This window comes from Vreelandella andesensis (genome assembly GCF_003989795.1).
GTDB lineage: Bacteria > Pseudomonadota > Gammaproteobacteria > Pseudomonadales > Halomonadaceae > Vreelandella > Vreelandella andesensis.
This window is the reverse complement of record NZ_RZHG01000007.1, coordinates 298,726-315,971: the sequence shown is the minus strand read 5'-3', so window position 1 is coordinate 315,971 and position 17,246 is coordinate 298,726. Positions and strand designations below refer to the sequence as shown.

At 53.0% G+C, this 17,246-nt stretch carries 12 protein-coding genes and 2 tRNA genes; 7 read left to right on the top strand and 7 right to left on the bottom strand.

Annotated elements, in window-relative coordinates; translation table 11 throughout:
• Window positions 1-64: 64 nt before the first annotated feature.
• A tRNA-Gly gene (locus ELY33_RS03965) sits at window positions 65-139 on the bottom strand.
• 25 nt (window positions 140-164) lie between these two features.
• A tRNA-Glu gene (locus ELY33_RS03960) sits at window positions 165-240 on the bottom strand.
• Between the two features lie 317 nt (window positions 241-557).
• Here ELY33_RS03960 and ELY33_RS03955 point away from each other — a divergent pair.
• The 5 genes from ELY33_RS03955 (at window position 558) to htpX (ending at window position 6,050) form a co-directional block, all read left to right on the top strand.
• The gene (locus ELY33_RS03955; protein ID WP_126944259.1) at window positions 558-2,144 is read left to right on the top strand and encodes a gamma-glutamyltransferase family protein; all 1,587 of its coding nucleotides are present in this window, start codon (window positions 558-560) and stop codon (window positions 2,142-2,144) included.
• A gap of 134 nt (window positions 2,145-2,278) precedes the next feature.
• A complete protein-coding gene (gene msrB, locus ELY33_RS03950) occupies window positions 2,279-2,677 on the top strand; it encodes a peptide-methionine (R)-S-oxide reductase MsrB (protein ID WP_126944256.1) in 399 nt (132 codons plus the stop codon).
• A 119-nt stretch (window positions 2,678-2,796) separates the two neighbouring features.
• A complete protein-coding gene (gene ylqF / locus ELY33_RS03945) occupies window positions 2,797-3,750 on the top strand; it encodes a ribosome biogenesis GTPase YlqF (protein WP_126944253.1) in 954 nt (317 codons plus the stop codon).
• A gap of 55 nt (window positions 3,751-3,805) precedes the next feature.
• Complete coding sequence (locus tag ELY33_RS03940; RefSeq protein WP_126944250.1) at window positions 3,806-5,053, top strand: pyridoxal phosphate-dependent aminotransferase; 1,248 nt, start codon at window positions 3,806-3,808, stop codon at window positions 5,051-5,053.
• 91 nt (window positions 5,054-5,144) lie between these two features.
• Window positions 5,145-6,050 (top strand): protease HtpX, encoded by a 906-nt coding sequence (gene htpX / locus ELY33_RS03935; RefSeq protein ID WP_126944247.1) that lies wholly within the window; start codon window positions 5,145-5,147, stop codon window positions 6,048-6,050.
• Window positions 6,051-6,121: 71 nt separating this feature from the next.
• Here the strand turns inward: htpX and pdxB are convergent, their stop codons facing one another.
• The gene (pdxB, locus tag ELY33_RS03930) at window positions 6,122-7,297 is read right to left on the bottom strand and encodes a 4-phosphoerythronate dehydrogenase PdxB (RefSeq protein ID WP_126944244.1); all 1,176 of its coding nucleotides are present in this window, start codon (window positions 7,295-7,297) and stop codon (window positions 6,122-6,124) included.
• 84 nt (window positions 7,298-7,381) lie between these two features.
• Here pdxB and ELY33_RS03925 point away from each other — a divergent pair, with 84 nt between their 5' ends.
• Window positions 7,382-7,663 (top strand): WGR domain-containing protein, encoded by a 282-nt coding sequence (locus tag ELY33_RS03925; RefSeq protein WP_126944241.1) that lies wholly within the window; start codon window positions 7,382-7,384, stop codon window positions 7,661-7,663.
• A gap of 33 nt (window positions 7,664-7,696) precedes the next feature.
• On the opposite strand, the gene ELY33_RS03920 is transcribed toward ELY33_RS03925, so the two are convergent.
• Entirely contained in the window at window positions 7,697-8,032 is a 336-nt protein-coding gene (locus tag ELY33_RS03920) for a glutaredoxin family protein (protein WP_126944238.1), read from the bottom strand.
• A gap of 14 nt (window positions 8,033-8,046) precedes the next feature.
• Window positions 8,047-10,275, bottom strand: a complete 2,229-nt coding sequence (gene rlmKL, locus ELY33_RS03915; protein WP_126944235.1) for a bifunctional 23S rRNA (guanine(2069)-N(7))-methyltransferase RlmK/23S rRNA (guanine(2445)-N(2))-methyltransferase RlmL — start codon at window positions 10,273-10,275, stop codon at window positions 8,047-8,049.
• A 354-nt stretch (window positions 10,276-10,629) separates the two neighbouring features.
• On the opposite strand from rlmKL, the gene rmf reads away from it, so the two are divergent.
• The gene (rmf, locus tag ELY33_RS03910) at window positions 10,630-10,839 is read left to right on the top strand and encodes a ribosome modulation factor (protein ID WP_126944232.1); all 210 of its coding nucleotides are present in this window, start codon (window positions 10,630-10,632) and stop codon (window positions 10,837-10,839) included.
• 134 nt (window positions 10,840-10,973) lie between these two features.
• Here rmf and ELY33_RS03905 read toward each other — a convergent pair whose 3' ends face one another.
• Together ELY33_RS03905 and ELY33_RS03900 are read right to left on the bottom strand one after the other, a co-directional pair.
• Window positions 10,974-11,993 (bottom strand): quinone-dependent dihydroorotate dehydrogenase, encoded by a 1,020-nt coding sequence (locus ELY33_RS03905; RefSeq protein ID WP_126944229.1) that lies wholly within the window; start codon window positions 11,991-11,993, stop codon window positions 10,974-10,976.
• A gap of 328 nt (window positions 11,994-12,321) precedes the next feature.
• Complete coding sequence (locus ELY33_RS03900; protein WP_126944226.1) at window positions 12,322-17,145, bottom strand: NAD-glutamate dehydrogenase; 4,824 nt, start codon at window positions 17,143-17,145, stop codon at window positions 12,322-12,324.
• Window positions 17,146-17,246 lie beyond the last annotated feature (101 nt).

Here is a 17,246-nt window from a genome sequence, read left to right as displayed (position 1 = left end):
GCCGTGAAAGGGCGGTGTCCTAGACCACTAGACGAATGGGACACTGTAAGCACTTGAAAATGCTTGGAGCGGGAAAAGAGATTCGAACTCTCGACCCTCGCCTTGGCAAGGCGATGCTCTACCACTGAGCTATTCCCGCATTCCCGATAACCTGATGATGTGAGTGGCGTCCCATAGGGGGTTCGAACCCCTGTTACCGCCGTGAAAGGGCGGTGTCCTAGACCACTAGACGAATGGGACGTTTCCTTACCTCATCGAGGTGGCGCGTATATTACTCAGCCCGCCTCGGGCTGTCAAGCAGCCTGAAATCAAAACGTTTTCACCGGGGAAAAATGATGCCATCGAGATGATCGAAGCCGGTGCATTAATGAATCAAAACGCGTCTTTTTAAGTGTAACAACTAGTGTTCAACATTTACCAAATGCCATAAAAATCTTATATCTAAAATAAAATCGATTTTACGGCGTGCGACTTGCTACCTTATCAACAATCACGTGGCTTATCTGGCTACCTGCCATCGGCTGGTAATCCCCTAACCAATAACAAAGGAATTGAAGATGCTACACACCCAACGTAGTTACGGCGGCAGCTGTGTTGCCCCTCATCACCTTGCCGCAAGCGCAGGGCGTGATGTGTTGAAACAGGGTGGCAATGCAGTAGAGGCAATGGTCGCCGCAGCGGCTGCGATTGCTGTGGTGTACCCACATATGAACGCGCTAGGCGGTGACGGTTTTTGGCTCATTCACGAACCCGGCAAAGCCCCTATTGCCATTGATGCCAGCGGCCCCGCTGCTGGGCTTGCTAACAGCGATTTTTATCCTGGTGAAACGAGTATTCCTGAGCGTGGACCAAAGGCCGCACTCACCATGGCGGGCACCATCAGTGGCTGGCAGGAAGCGTTAAAGGTAGCCGCCAACTGGGGAGATTCACTACCACTTTCCACCCTGCTAAGCGATGCCATTCGCCACGCTGATGAGGGTGTGGCCGTTACCCAGAGCCAAGAAACATTGACCGCCAAACACCTGGCGCGACTAAGCGAAAGCCCTGGCTTTAACGACGCACTGCTGATTGACGGCCAAGTGCCTCGGGAAGGCCAGCGCCTTCGCCAACCACGACTGGCGACCACTCTAAAACGACTAGCAAGCGCCGGGCTGGATGACTTTTACCGAGGCGAACTTGCCGCTAGCATGGCGCGCGACCTAGAAGCGCTTGGCAGCCCGCTTCGATTAGACGATTTCCACGCCTATCAGGCGCAGCAGGTCACTCCTCTTAATGTACGTCTGCAAGATGCCACGCTCTACAATCTGCCAGCCCCGACCCAAGGCATGGCATCGCTGATGATTTTGGGTATTTACGAACGCATTAAAGCTGCTGAGCCGAACGGCTTTGATCACCTGCATGGCCTTATTGAAGCGACCAAGCGGGCCTTTTTGTTGCGTGATCGCTATGTGACCGACCCTCGTCGCGTGCCTGTTCCCCTGCAACAGTTGCTAAGCGAAGAGCGTATTAGCGAAGAGGCCGCTGAAATCAACGCCACCCAGGCCCTCCCATGGCCCCATGAACCCGCCCCTGGCGATACTATTTGGATGGGCACCGTTGATAGTGAGGGCCGTTCGGTCAGCTTTATTCAAAGCATCTACTGGGAATTTGGCAGCGGCGTAGTGTTGCCGGAAAGCGGCGTACTGTGGCAAAACCGCGGCATTAGCTTCTCGCTGAACAAAGATGATTTGCGTGGCCTTGCCCCAGGCCGCAAGCCTTTCCATACGCTTAACCCGGCACTCGCTACCTTTAACGATGGCCGCACCATGGTATACGGCACCATGGGGGGCGAAGGCCAACCACAAACCCAGGCTGCAGTTTTCTCTCGCTATGCTTTGCACGGCATGCCACTTCAGCAAGCAGTGACTGCTCCGCGCTGGCTACTAGGGCGCACCTGGGGAGAATCCAGCACCAATCTAAAGTTGGAAGATCGCTTTGACGATCACTTGGTTGCCGCCCTTGCCACTGCCGGGCACGATGTCGAGGTCATTACAGAGGCCTTTAGCGACACCATGGGCCACGCGGGCGGCATCGTTCGGCACCCAGATGGCTTAATAGAAAGCGCCCATGACCCCCGCAGCAACGGGGGCGCGGCTAGCGTGTAAACACCATACTGACAGCTTCCTTACCTTTCACACCTGCTGAACCTGGGCAGGTTATCTACTGTCACTTTACGTAGTGATACGCTAGCCTGCTTAACAAGCCTCTGCTTAACGGTAACCAGAGAGAGGAGACCCCCATGGCGAAAATAGAAAAATCCCCCGATGAATGGCGCAAGCAACTCACCCCGGAACAGTACCGTGTGGCGCGTGAGAAAGGCACTGAGCGACCCTTCACGGGCGATCATCAGGTCAGCGATGCCCAAGGTATTTACCACTGTGTGTGCTGCAATGCACCACTGTTTGAAAACGAACATAAGTTTGATTCGGGCTGCGGCTGGCCAAGCTTTGATCGCCCGCTGGGAATGCGCTGCGTCGAAGAGCATAGCGACACCTCACACGGCATGCGGCGTAATGAAGTTGTTTGCTCGCGCTGCGATGCCCATTTGGGTCACGTGTTTCCTGATGGCCCCCCAGATACAACCGGTTTACGCTACTGCATCAATTCGGTGTCATTGGAATTTCACCCTGACGAGTAATCGTCACTAAATCCTCGATCAATACCAGAAAGGCGGGCGCCATCTGTTAGAATGGCAGCCCGCTTTTTTACGCCCGTTTTTCGTGCTTGTATTTGTGTTGCGCTAATTAGGAGAGACTCATGCTCGGCTGGTTCCCCGGACATATGAACAAGGCCCGCCGCCAGATTAAGGACGCGCTGCCCGAAATTGACGTCGTGATTGAAGTACTTGACGCGCGCCTGCCCTACTCCAGCGCCAACCCTATGCTGGCCGAGCTGACTCGCCATAAGCCGGTGTTGAAAATTTTGTCGCGAGCAGATTTGGCCGACCCAGAGCGTACCGCTGAATGGGTGGCTTTTTTCGATGCTCAAGAAGATACCCGCGCCTTGGCGGTTACCACTACGAACATTCGCGAATTAAAAAAAATCCCTAAACTGTGTCATGAATTGGCCGGCGCGGTGCGCGCTGATCGGGACGTGCGTGTGATGGTAATGGGCATCCCCAACGTAGGGAAGTCAACGCTGATCAACGGGCTTGCTGGCCGTAAAATTGCTAAAACTGGCAATGAACCGGCCGTCACCAAGCGCCAGCAAAAGGTACGTATCGACGGCCGCGTTGCGTTGATCGACACCCCTGGAGTGCTATGGCCAAAAATTGAAGACCAAGCCAGCGCCTATCGTTTGGCGGCCAGCGGTGCGATTCGTGATACCGCCATTGAATATACCGATGTGGCTATCATCACCAGCGCAGAACTTGCCAAGCGATATCCTGCAGAGTTAATCGCCCGCTATAAGCTAAAGGCGCTACCGACTTATGAAGCGCCCGTCACGCAAGAGGTGGATGCTGATGGCCCACAGAAGCCGGATTTCTTAGCCATTGCAGGTTTTGACGGCCATGCCATTTTGAAAGAGATTGCCGGCAAACGCGGCGGCTTACGCCCCGGTGGCGAAGTCGACATACATCGCGGCGCTGAGGTACTGCTTCACGAGCTACGCGATGGAAAACTCGGTAGGCTTACCTTAGAAACCCCTAGCGATATTCCACCGCCGCCGATACAAAACAACGAAGACAGCCACCTACAATCCGACGCATAATGAGCTAATCATCGGCAACACTCACGGCCACAGGACATTTTGGATAACAACCCCCATGGAAACCCCGCAACCTACTGAATCACACACGCTAAAAAAATCGCACAAACTGCATAACGTCTGTTACGACATCCGTGGCCCAGTGCTTGACCATGCCAAGCGCCTGGAAGAAGAAGGCCAGCGAGTTTTAAAGCTTAATATTGGCAACCCAGCGCCGTTTGGCTTTGAAGCACCGGAAGAAATCCTTCAAGACGTGATGCGCAACCTGCCCACCGCCCAGGGCTACTGTGATTCTAAAGGTCTTTACTCGGCACGTAAGGCGATCATGCAAGAGTGCCAACGTAAACAAATCCCTGGGGTCGGTATCGAAGATATTTATATCGGCAATGGCGTTTCCGAGCTGATCGTGATGGCCATGCAGGCGTTGTTAAACGATGGCGATGAGGTTCTGATTCCTGCCCCCGACTACCCGCTATGGACCGCTGCAGCGCATTTATCCGGCGGGCACGGTGTTCATTACCTTTGCGATGAGCAGGCTGACTGGGCACCTGATATGGCGGATATTCGCGCCAACGTTACCAGCCGCACCCGGGCCATTGTAATTATCAACCCAAACAACCCTACCGGCGCGGTTTACCCGCCTGAAGTAGTGCGGGAAGTACTGGATATTGCCAAAGAGCACAATCTCGTCGTTTTTTCTGATGAAATCTACGACAAGATTCTCTACGACGGTGTAGAACATACAGCCACCGGGGCATTGGCTGATGATGACCAACTGGTCATTACCATGAATGGGTTATCAAAAAGTTATCGCTGTGCAGGCTTTCGTTCAGGTTGGATGACCATTTCCGGCACGCTTGCCAAGCAGCGCGCAAAAGATTTTATACAGGGGCTAACGATGCTGGCCTCGATGCGCCTGTGCGCAAACGTGCCTGCTCAGCATGCCATCCAAACCGCACTGGGTGGTTATCAATCAATCAATGATTTGATTCTGCCTGGCGGCCGACTATTGGCTCAGCGGGACATCACGGTCGAAAAGCTTAACGCCATTCCCGGTGTTTCTTGCGTGACACCTAAAGGTGCGCTCTACGCCTTCCCCCGCTTAGACCCCAAGGTGTTTAACATTAAGGATGACCAACAGCTGGTGCTGGACTTACTGCTCCAGGAAAAAATTCTACTGGTGCAAGGCACTGCGTTTAACTGGCCCGAACCGGATCACGTACGCATTGTCACCTTACCATGGGCTGACCAGCTCGGTGATGCGCTTGATCGCTTTGCTAATTTCTTGTCACGCTATCGCCAATAAAAACGGTGACTTGAAACTGTCATTAACAGCACGTATCTAAAACGTCATTCCACTAACGCTTTTTAATGACCTTTGAGGGAGAACCCACACCATGATGCGAATTGTGCTGTTTTTAGCCACTAACTTAGCGGTGTTGCTGGTGGCCAGCTTAACGCTGCGACTGTTTGGGGTAGAAAGTTACCTGAGCAGTCAGGGCATCAACTTTACTAGCCTGCTGATCTTCTGCTTTATCTTTGGCATGGTTGGCTCGCTGATATCGCTGTTTATTTCCAAGTGGATGGCAAAGCGCTCGACCGGCACCGTAATTATTGAAACACCATCAAATTCAACAGAGCAATGGCTGTTGGATACAGTGGCCGAACTTTCACGCGAAGCGGGCATTAAAACACCAGAAGTGGGTATTTTCCCCGCGCAGCAGTCTAATGCCTTTGCCACTGGATGGAACAAAGACGATGCGCTCGTCGCGGTATCTGCGGGCCTACTTAACCGTATGCGCCCTGAAGAAGTACGCGCGGTGCTGGCCCATGAAATTGGCCACGTGGCCAACGGCGATATGGTAACGCTGGCGCTAATTCAAGGCGTGGTGAATACCTTTGTTATGTTCTTTGCTCGAGTCGTTGCCCAGTTGATCGATGGTTTCTTGAAAAGCCGCACTGACGGCGAAGGCGGCCTAGGGTTCATGGGTTACTTTGCCGTAGTTATCGTGGCAGAAATCGTCTTTGGCATTGTTGCCTCGGCCATCGTTGCCTGGTTCTCACGTTATCGTGAATACCGCGCTGATGAGGCAGGCGCACGCTTGGCGGGCACCGGCGCGATGGTGAATGCATTGGCACGTCTAAAAGCAGAAACTGAAATGCCTGACCAAATGCCCGACACCCTTCGCGCAATGGCGATCACCAAAGGCCAAACCCGCTCGTTGGTTGAGCAGCTGTTTGCCAGCCACCCGCCGTTGGACGATCGTATTCGCGCTTTAAAAGAAGCGGCTTACCGTCAGTAAACGCATTTTCGCTAGACACGTAACCAACAAGGCCCGCATTGGCGGGTCTTGTTGGTTAAATCATTACACAACTAGACACAGCGCACTTGAAAACCCGCCGCTAGCAACGGTGCTTCTAATACCGCCGCGTCGTTTTCTAAAAAGACGCGCAACGTGGCAAACTCTCGACGTAATGGGTAGTTTGCTCGGCAGTGGTCAAAGCCTTTTTTAACGCCGAGATGAATGACTTGCCGCTGCAACGCATCGTGGTCACGGCGCACATCGTAAACCGCGCGGGTGCATAGCCGAAGCGCGTCTTCTATTGGCAGCGCTTGTTGCAGCGTTATCGCTGACAATGCAGGTGATGGACAGAGTATATTAAAGTCAATGTCACTAGTGAGACCAACATGTTGGGACAGCGCCTGCTGAATCATCCACGTACCGCGCAACTTGCCATCAAGGCTATGCCCTGCAATATGCGGTGTCGCCATCGCCGCCAGGTCGCGCAGCGCTGCGTCTATCTCCGGTTCATCTTCCCAGACATCCAGAATAGCGGTGATATCGCCTTTACCCGCTAAGCGGCTGCGTAGTGCTAGCCCGTCAATGCAGTCGCCGCGCCCAGCGTTTAGCAGCACTGTTCCTGGGGATAGGTCATTAATGCGCTCGGCATTAAGCAGTTGATACGTGGCATGGGGGCCTTCTTTCACCAGGGGCGTATGCAAGCACACTACATCGCAGTGTTCGATCACGCTATCCAACGAGACAAACTGACTCGCTCTTCCAGCGGCAACACGTTCTTTTTGAGCGCGCTCTGTTTCTGCGCGAGGTGGATCACACACTAAGGTTTCCACATCTAGTGCTTGCAAGCGCTGCTGCAAACGGCTGCCCACATTGCCAGCTCCCACGATACCGATCTTGCGTTCCAGCAACGACCACCCTTCTCGCTCACTCACCAACAGCAGGCTGCTCAGCACGTAATCCACCACGGCGTCGGCATTGCAGCCGGGGGCACTGGCAAAGCCGATGCCACGCTCGCTTAATAAAGCGCGATCAATATGGTCGGTGCCAATGGTGCAAGTACCGACAAAGCGAACCGCGCTTTGTGCCAGCAGCGCTTGGTTTACCTGAGTAATCGAGCGCACGATCAGCGCATCGGCATCGGCGACATCAGCGGGACGAATGTCACGCCCTGGCAAACGGTGCAACGTGCCAGCACGCCCAAAGCAGGCCTCAGCAGCGGGTATATTGGCGTCGACAACAAGTTTCATAGGCGTTTTCGTATCCGGGCTTTACAATACGCCCGCAACGTCTTGCTGCGCAGGCGTGATCAAGCAACAGTTAGGGAGATAGGTGTGATCGTACGCTGGGAAACCGACCATGACTATGTGTTGGTGCACATTCACCAGGATATGTTTGGCGACTGGATTTTCAGCCGCGCCTGGGGGCAAATAGGCACCCAGTTTGGCGGACTTAAGCACCAGCTGGCAGACACCCTGGAGCAAGCACAAATGTGGATGAAAGATGAAGCCACCATCCAGACCTCGCGGGGTTTTCGCAAGGTGCTAGAGGCAGCGGATCATACACCCGAGGGACAAGAGGCCATGCGGCAGTTATCGCTACTTGATGCGCTTTAAGCGCATCAAAGAACTCTCAAGAACTCTCAAGGGCTATCCCAGGAAACGCCGCCCATTACGCTGATGCGTGCCAACTGGCGGCGCATTTTCTGGCGGTGTCGTGAGTGCAGCAAGCGCAGTGTCATCCAACCAGCCGCGCGCTCGTAACCAAGCGCTTAGCCGCTCAAGGTCGAAGCCTCGATCCAGCTCTTCTCCGTTACTATCCACTAAGACCGGAATGCGAACGCCGTAGCGCTCTACCAGCGTATCGTCGTCGCTTATTTCAATATGATGAAGCAATACTTTTTGGTTCGCCAACGTTACCACCAGCGCTTCTAACTGAGCGCATAAATGGCAGCCCAACGTTGTATAAATCGACAGCTGAATCATAACCGGTGCCCTTTTTACCCTTGCGCTTTATGGCGTAGCAAAAACACATGATGCAGATTAGTTCGGCGCTGGAAATCCGGATCAAAGGTGCGCGACGTAATATCGTCCACGGCGTAACGCTCGCTAAGCGCCTCATCCAGCTTGAAGCGTCGCTGGTTGTTTGAGAATACCAGCGTACCGCCGGGGGCAAGGCGTGCCATGGCGAGCTCTACTAACCGTGGGTGATCACGCTGCACATCCAGGGTATCGCGCATTTTCTTGGAGTTAGAAAACGTCGGCGGATCCATAAAGATCAGGTCAAACTCAGCGTTAGCTGTTTCCAGCCAGCGGAAACAGTCATCGCGCACCACGCGGTGCAGCCTTAGATCGAGCTTGTTCAGGGCAAAGTTATCTCTCGCCCACTCAAGATAGGTATTGGACATATCAACGCTGACGCTGTCGCTTGCTCCCCCTAAAGCTGCCTGCACGGTTGCCGTCGCAGTGTAGCAAAATAGGTTTAGGAAGCGCTTACCGCTGGCCATTTCGTTGAGCATCCGACGCACTGGCCGATGGTCTAAAAACAGACCAGTATCCAAGTAGTCACGCAGATTCACCCACAATCGGGCGTCTCCTTCTTGCACTTCAAAGCGTTCGCCACTGGCATCACGCTTCTGATACTGAGCATTGCCAGTTTGCCGCTCACGACGCTTTATATAAATATTACTTGGATTAACGTCGAGAGCGTCTGGCAGTACTTCCAGGGCATCAAACAGGCGCTTTTGGGCCTGGGCGGGATTGATTGAGCTTGGTGCCGCATACTCTTGAACGTGCACTCGGTCACCGTAACGGTCGACTGCCAGCGCGTATTCCGGCATATCTGCATCGTAAACACGGTAGCACGTTACACCGCTCGTCTTAAGCCACTTTTTTAGACGTTTTTGGTTTTTTGCCAGACGATTGGCAAACATTTGGGCATTTTCAGTCACAGACGCCTTAGCGCCAACACGCTCTTTCTGCGCCACTCCAGCGCTTTCTGACGTTGTTGAGTCGCTGTCATTATCTGTCTGGTTTGCCCCGTGATTGGCAATCTCCATCAACAGCAGCTTGGCATCCAACGCACCGTTTTTCAGCGCATACTGTTTATGCGCACGTAGCCCCAGGCGGTGGCCCAAGTCGGGGTTGCCAGTAAACAGCGCCAGCGTCCAGCCTGGAAACAGTGCTTTCGCCTTTTCCCCTAACTGGGCATACAAACGCACCAATTCGGGCAATTCACCTAAGCGCTCGCCATAAGGCGGGTTGGTGATCAATAACCCACGCTCGGCGGTCATTGTCTCTGGCCTTGTTAACTGGCTGAGGCTCTGCCCATGCAAGGTAATTAGCGCAGGAATGCCCGCACGCATGGCGTTAGCGTTTGCCGCAGTCAGCGCCGCTGGGCTTTGATCAAAGCCTACTAGCGTTGTTTTACAGCGTTTACGGCCAATAGAAGCCCGCGCCTGTGCTTCGCGCTGCAGCTCTTTCCACAGCGGCTCGTCGTGCCCTGCCCAGCCCTGAAAACCAAAGCGCTCTCGATTGAGGTTAGGCGCTTGGTCGGCGGCCATTAGCGCCGCTTCAATTAGCAACGTGCCTGCACCGCATAAGGGGTCGATCAGCGGCTCACCGGCTTTTGCTCGTTCGGGCCAACCTGCACGCACCAGCAACGCAGCTGCCAAGTTCTCTTTTAGCGGTGCATGACCAACATCACGACGGTAGCCACGGCGGTGCAAACTTTCACCAGACAGGTCGATACCCAGGCTTAAGTTAGCACGATGTAGGTGGGCATAGATGCGCAGGTCGGGCGTTTTCGTATCGACATTCGGGCGCTCCTGGCCAGCCAACTGCAGGGAATCAACAACACCGTCTTTTACCGTTTGAGCACCAAACCGGGTGTGGCGAATGTGGTCGCTGCGGCCATGGAAATCCACCGTCAAGGTTTTGCCAGGGGCTAAGTGTTGCGTCCAGGGAAGTCGGGCAACCACATCACGCACCTGTTCGGCTGTTTCAATCATCGGCTCCCGGGCCAGCAGCAAAACAATGCGGTTAGCCAATCGCGACCATAAACATACGCGATAGGCAGTATCTAAATTGGCGGAAAAATAAACGCCCGCCACGGTAGTTTTACCTGGCTCGGCACCTAGTGCTGAAAGCTCATCAGCTAAAAGGCCTTCAATGCCTTTAGGACAGGTGGCAAGGAGGTTTAAGGGGACAGTTTGGCTCGACTCGGTCATGTTTATCGCCGCGCGTAAGAGCGCGATATTCCTATATATGGCAAATGAGTTTACGTCTTATGACAATTTGATGGTCGACAAGTGACCCCATCATGAGCTAACAATAAGAGTGTAGCTACTGAAAAACGCATGCGTTGTTTGTCAGGATTCTGCTAGCAATTTGCTTTCAAGATTCCTAGCTTGTCGAGCCTGCCGCTCTGCCCGTTCAGCACGTGAGTGCTAGGCACTAGTGCTGAGTGGCGGCTCGTACTCGTAGAAGTAGAAGTCATCTATCGAAATAGCACTGCTGCAAATGTAGCATTTTTGCCCAGTCTGCTTTTCTTATCAAAGGCTTTCGTGAAAAGAGGTTAGCCAATGAAACGACAAAAACGTGATCGCATCCAACGGGCTTATGTTCACGGCTATAAAGCGGGCATTTCGGGTCGCTCCCGAGATGATTGCCCTAGTCAAGATATCAATTTACGCGAGTATTGGATGAGTGGTTGGCGTGAAGGTCGCGGGGATCAGTGGGATGGAATGACCGGCGTCTCCGGCATTCATAAAAACCCCATGGTGATGACCTAGTAGTTACCTTTTAAACATTACATTTGGAGTACTGAGCCCGCTGACAACGGGCTTTTTTATTACTTTTTTTAAAAACTCCCAGGTTTTGAAGAGCCAGAGTTTTTAAGAGCCAAAGCTTTTAAGAGCCAAAGCTTTTAAGAGCCAAGGTTTTTAAGGGCCGAGACACACGCTTTCACTAACCCAGGCCCTTGATAGATCAGTCCTGAATAAAGCTGAACGAGGTCTGCGCCAGCGGCAATTTTAGCGGCAGCTGCCTCACCGCTATCAATCCCACCCACACCGATAATAGGCAGCGCTGGCAATTGCTCACGTAGCAGGCGAATCACCCTATTTGATGCTTCAAAAACAGGTTTTCCGGAAAGCCCGCCTGCTTCTTGTGATTGTGGGTCGCTCTCTACTGCCTCGCGAGCGATCGTGGTATTGGTCGCAATCACGCCATCCAACGCATTGCGCGCAATACTTCCGGCCACCAGAACAACCTCTTCCTCGCTCATATCCGGGGCGATTTTAACTAGTAGCGGCACCTTGCGGCCTAGCGCGTCGTCCAGTGTTTGGCTACGCGAACGAATCGGCCCTAGCAACGCATCCAGCTGTTCACCGAACTGAAGTGTCCGCAGCCCGGGGGTATTGGGGGAGGAAATATTAACCGCAATATAATCAGCCACACCGTGCACCGCCTCTAAACAAAGCAAGTAATCATCGAGTGCGTCTTCCACAGCGGTGGTCAAATTCTTACCAATATTAATCCCCACAACGCCGTTGTAGTGGCGCTTTTTTACCTGGGCGACAAGGTGCTCAACCCCTTTGTTATTGAATCCAAAGCGGTTAATGATCGCTTCGTGATTCGCAAGCCGGAACAGGCGCGGCTTCGGGTTGCCTGGCTGCGCTTTGGGTGTCACAGTACCTACTTCTACAAACCCAAAGCCCAACGCCCCTAGCGCATCCAAGTGATCGGCGTTTTTATCTAACCCTGCAGCAAGGCCTACCCGATTACTAAAACGTAGCCCCATTAGCTCGACAGGATCATTCACTGGCGCACCATATACCCGCTGCACACCGCCCACACGATGCAATGTATCTAACGCCCCCAGCGCTAGCCCGTGGGATGTTTCTGGGTCGAGTCGAAACAGCAGCGAACTGGCGAAGTTATACATCGTCGAGGCTCTCCAGAGCAGTGGGCATCAAGCATACGAACAAGCACAATACATGTGAAAAAACAGACGCCATTGCGCGTGGCGCGCAGAGTATAGCGTAAATCAGTTTATCTTCGCAGCGCTGGGCGGTGAAAAAGGCGCTGCAGTGAACGGGCTATTTGCCAGAATCATCTCCAAAAACCACCTCACAAAGAACTGTTCCAAAAATCTATTCCAAAAGAACGTTCCTCTAAAAATACCGCAAAACAAAACCGCAAAAAAACCGCGCTCCGATTAAGGGCGCGGTAGGTGGTGTTATTTATCGAACAAGGTAGAGCTAACGTGTGAATTACGACTCGCTATCACTTTCAGCTAGATCCACCAGTTCACGGATAGCGACGGCAAAGAGTGCAAAGCCTCCTTCACTGCCACCGCGAACTTCGTCAATCAAGCGGCACCAGCGGCGGTGCAACTCGGCGTGCTGGTCAAGCCACTGGGCGACACGCTCTTGGGTGTCACGGCTACCCGCTTCCAATTTCAGGACACTGGTAGTCAGCGCCAGTTGCTGGCGATCAATATCGTCACGGAAGGTTTCTCGCGCTTGTGCCTGCCACGCATCGCGCACTTCAAGCTGCGTCACCTGCTGGATCATCCAGGGTAGTTCTAGACGGCTGCCGATTTCGTAGAACACTTCGGCCACACGCTGAGGTTTCTCATTGGTGACTCGCGCGGCATGAATGATTCCCAAACCCGCATAGAGACTAGGTGCAGCGGCCACTGTAGAGGCCAGTGCTTCAGGCACACCCGCCGCTACTAGCTCCTCAAAACGCACACGCCAGGCCGCCTGCTCTTCGCCGCTGAGCAACTCACCAATCCCTTCTTGTAGCTGAGCAAGACGTGGGCCGAAGTACTCGATCGTATCTTGGGTAGACAGCCCCATGTGCTGGCGCAGGAACCAACGCGTCGCACGGCGAATCATGCGCATCAGGTCCAGCATCATCGAGTATTGCACACGGTTCGGCACCTGGTTATCGAGTGCCTCAATCTGCTCCCACAGAGCCGTGAGATTAAATGCATCACGAGCAACTACGTAAGCGCGAGCAATATCGGCTCGTCCTGCGCCGGTAGAGTCCATTAGGCGACGAACAAACACAATACCCATGTGATCAACCAAATCGTTGGCCACCTGCGTAGCAACAATTTCACGCTTCAGACGGTGGTCATACATCTCTGTCTGGTAGCGTTCCGTCAACACCCCTGGGAACAAGCGTTCAAGATGGCGATGAATGTAAAGATCATCCGGCACATCTGAGTTAATCAAATCGCCTTTCAGAGTGCTTTTCGCGTAAGAAATCAGCACCGATAGTTCTGGCAAACGCATACCTTGGTCGTGACTGGCGCGCTCTTTAAGCACGTCATCAGCAGGCAAGAACTCTAACTCACGATCAATTTGACCGGCTGACTCAAGTTCACTGATAAAGCGGCGGTATGGGCCCATGCCTTGGTGAGACAGTATTTCTGACAGATCCAACGCCTGGGTTTGGCGATAGTTATCAAGAATAACTAAGTCGGCCACCTCCTCAGTCATATCTGCCAACAGCTGGTTACGCTGCTTATCAGTCATATCACCGCGCTTAACCACTTCATCGATCAATATCTTGATATTGACCTCGTGGTCAGAGCAGTTAACACCACCGGCATTATCGATAAAGTCAGTATAAACGCGCACACCTTTAGCGGAGGCTTCCATACGGCCACGCTGGGTCAAGCCCAAGTTACCGCCCTCACCGACGACGCGGCAGTTCAATTCAGTGCCGTTAATACGCAGCGCATCGTTGGCTTTGTCACCTACGTCAGCGTCGGTTTCGTCAGAGCTCTTCACATAGGTACCGATACCCCCATTCCACAACAGATCAATCTTAGCCTTCAACAAAGCGCGAATGAGATCGTTGGGTGAAAGGCGCGATTCTTCGATACCAAACACCTGTTGCATTTCAGGGGTAATAGGAATTGATTTAGCGCTGCGGCTAAAGACACCGCCCCCCTGTGAAATCAGTTCAGTGCTGTAGTCTTCCCAGCTTGAACGGGGAAGATTAAACATGCGCTGGCGCTCGGCAAAGGCAGCCGCCGCATCAGGGTTCGGATCGACAAAAATATGCAGGTGGTTAAACGCGCCCACTAGCTGAATTTTATCCGACAGCAGCATGCCGTTGCCGAAGACGTCACCGGCCATATCGCCAATACCCACTACCGTGAACAGATCCTGCTGGGTATTCACATCGAGGTTTTTGAAGTGACGCTTAACAGACTCCCAGGCACCCCGTGCGGTAATCGCCATTTTCTTATGGTCGTAACCGTTCTCACCGCCGGAGGCAAAGGCATCTCCAAGCCAATGGCCGTACTCGACAGATATCTCGTTCGCGATGTCCGAGAAGGTTGCTGTGCCTTTATCTGCAGCAACTACGAGGTAGCTATCATCGCCATCATGGCGAACCACACTCTGTGGCGGCACTACCTCACCACCCACTAGATTGTCGGTGACATCTAGCAACGCGCGGATAAAGATTTTGTAACAAGCGATACCTTCTTTCTGCTGAGTTTCACGATCAGCATTTTCCGGCATGCGTTTACATACGAAACCGCCTTTAGCACCCACAGGCACGATAACCGCGTTCTTCACCTGCTGGGCTTTTACCAGGCCCAACACCTCGGTGCGGTAATCTTCGTGGCGATCAGACCAACGCAAGCCACCACGAGCGACTTTTCCGCCGCGCAGGTGAACACCTTCTACGCGAGGCGAACAAACAAAAATCTCAAACGCCGGACGGGGCTTGGGCATGCCCGTGACTTTCGACGGCTCCAATTTATAAGAAATGTAGTCTTTAAAGCGGCCGTCATCAGCTTTCTGGTAGTAGTTGGTCCGCAGGGTCGCTTGGATAAGCTCCATAAAGCGGCGCAGCAACTGATCATCATTGAGACTTGCAACACCTTCCAGGTGCTCGTTTAAACGAGCAATACAGCCATCTACACTGCTTGGCTGTTGCTCAGGATCAAAACGCAGCCGGAAAAGTTCAACAAGCGTCTTGGTGATGGCGGGGTAATTAGCCAACGTTGCCGCAATATAGTCCTGCGACATACCAAAGCGAATCTGCTTAAGGTAACGGGCGTACCCGCGCAGCATGGCCACTTCGCGCCAATCGAGACCAGCACCAATAATCAATCGGTTAAAGGAATCGTTATCTGCCTCACCAGCCCATATACGCTTAAACGCTTCGCTGAAGGTGTCACGCATTTCGCTTAAATTTACGCCTTCACGGCTGTGTTCAAGCTCAAAGTCGTGGATCCAATAGCGCTGCTGCGGGGCATTGATGTCATAGGGGCGCTCGCCGATAACGCGCAGTCCCAAGTTTTCCATCATCGGTAACACATCAGACAACGGAATCTGTGTTTCGCGATGGAAAAGCTTCAGGTTCATACCGCCTGCCTGCTCTTCCAGGGGCCGATAAAGTGACAGCGAGAGGTCGTCACCATTATCGAGGGTCAGTAGATGCTGAACATCGAACACCGCCGTGCGGGCATTGAAATCTTCTCGATAACTGGCCGAGAATGCATCATGAAAATGATCCATCTGGTGGTTGGCGCGCTCTTCACCAAAGCCTTCGATCATGGCTTCTTGGAGCTCATCACGCCAACTGCGGGCCAAACGAGCCACTTTGATTTCTAAGCGCTTAAGATCATATTGGCTTGGCCCTTCGCCATTAAAGCGCAGAATAAGCTGAATACGCGCCAGTACCGACTCGGATAAATAAGTATTAAAGTCACCAAAATGAGCGTCTAGCTCATCGCACAACATCGCTTGTGCACGCTGACGCAGGTCGGTAGAGAACACGTCTCTTGGTACAAATACTAAGCAGGAGTAGAACTTACCGCTGACGTCCGCGCGAATAAACAAGCGCACTTGACGACGTTCGCGGATATTGAGAATACCAAGTGCCGTGCTGGCCAAGGACTCCGTGCTGATCTGAAACAGGTCATCACGGGGATATACTTCCAACACCTGCAACAGCTGCTTGCCGTTATGCCCCTGTGGGTTAAAGCCAGCAATATCCATCACGGCTTTTAGCTTGCGCCGCAGCAGCGGGATGTTGCGTGGCGATTCGTTGTAAACCGTGGCAGTGAACAGGCCAAAGAAGCGTCGTTCGCCGATCACATTGCCGTCGTCGTCATAGCGGTCAACGGTAATGTAATCCGGATACGTGGGACGATGCACTCGAGAGTGATGAGCGCTTTTAGCAAATGACAGTAGCTGGGGCACCAGCACGTAGTTGTCATTCTCATCAATACCTTCTTCAGTGCGGATACGCTCGCGGTAACGCGGCTGATCAAGGCGGAAAACACCCAGAACACTGTTGGGATCGCGCTGCAGCTCTTTACCTTCCAGTAGGTACTCGTCGTAACCCAGGAACGTAAAGTTATCCTTAAGCAACCACTCTAAAAACGCGATGGCTTCTTCATGATCATCAGGATCAATTTGCGGCGGGCAGTTTTTCTCTAACTCGTGAATAGCCGACGTAATTTGACCACACATCTCGTCGAAATCGCTGACTGCCGTTCTAACGTCGCGCAGCACTTCTTGCAGATTGTTCTCAATTTTAGTCAGCGATTCAGGATCCGAGTGTCGATCCACTTCAATGACCATCAGTGATTCACGCGCTTCCGGCGCGTTTTCATCTCTTGGCGATACAAGTTCGTTGAGCTGGTGTTGGCCATCACGAGCCACGGCAAACACAGCGTTTTGAATAGCATGAACCGTCAGTCCGCGACGATTAAGCTCAATCCGTACTGAATCAACTAAAAATGGCATATCTTCGTGCAGAACGGCAACGAAGGTGTGAGTTGACTGCCAGCCATGCTCTTCAAAATCAGGGTTGAAAATGCGCACCTTGGGGCTTTGGGGATCGTGATGCTGTAAAAACTGCCAAATCGACAGCGTGGCTCCATACAAGTCGTCCAGGCGTCGGTCAACCAAGTCTTCCACCGGTACAGTGGCATAGAAGTGGCGAGCAAAGGCTTCAACATCTGCCGCTCGTTCAGGCTCCAGTCGCGCGTCCAATCGCTCTTGTAGCTGCTTCAAAAGATCCCGCCGACTCTCTTCAATCGCAACGTAATGCATCCATCACCTCGACTACCTGGGGCCACTATTTAAGCCAAAAAACGAATTAGGCCAAAAAACGAAGGACAATAGGCTTTTAGGCCACACTACCCACTAGCTTA

What these genes read in the sequence shown, in the direction of transcription:
- msrB (WP_126944256.1), top strand. Translation starts at nt 2,279, where the DNA reads ATGGCGAAAATAGAAAAATCCCCCGATGAATGGCGCAAGCAACTCACC.
- rmf (WP_126944232.1), top strand. Translation starts at nt 10,630, where the DNA reads ATGAAACGACAAAAACGTGATCGCATCCAACGGGCTTATGTTCACGGC.
- pdxB (WP_126944244.1), bottom strand. Translation starts at nt 7,297, where the DNA reads ATGAAACTTGTTGTCGACGCCAATATACCCGCTGCTGAGGCCTGCTTT.
- rlmKL (WP_126944235.1), bottom strand. Translation starts at nt 10,275, where the DNA reads ATGACCGAGTCGAGCCAAACTGTCCCCTTAAACCTCCTTGCCACCTGT.
- htpX (WP_126944247.1), top strand. Translation starts at nt 5,145, where the DNA reads ATGATGCGAATTGTGCTGTTTTTAGCCACTAACTTAGCGGTGTTGCTG.
- ELY33_RS03940 (WP_126944250.1), top strand. Translation starts at nt 3,806, where the DNA reads ATGGAAACCCCGCAACCTACTGAATCACACACGCTAAAAAAATCGCAC.
- ELY33_RS03920 (WP_126944238.1), bottom strand. Translation starts at nt 8,032, where the DNA reads ATGATTCAGCTGTCGATTTATACAACGTTGGGCTGCCATTTATGCGCT.
- ylqF (WP_126944253.1), top strand. Translation starts at nt 2,797, where the DNA reads ATGCTCGGCTGGTTCCCCGGACATATGAACAAGGCCCGCCGCCAGATT.
- ELY33_RS03955 (WP_126944259.1), top strand. Translation starts at nt 558, where the DNA reads ATGCTACACACCCAACGTAGTTACGGCGGCAGCTGTGTTGCCCCTCAT.
- ELY33_RS03905 (WP_126944229.1), bottom strand. Translation starts at nt 11,993, where the DNA reads ATGTATAACTTCGCCAGTTCGCTGCTGTTTCGACTCGACCCAGAAACA.
- ELY33_RS03900 (WP_126944226.1), bottom strand. Translation starts at nt 17,145, where the DNA reads ATGCATTACGTTGCGATTGAAGAGAGTCGGCGGGATCTTTTGAAGCAG.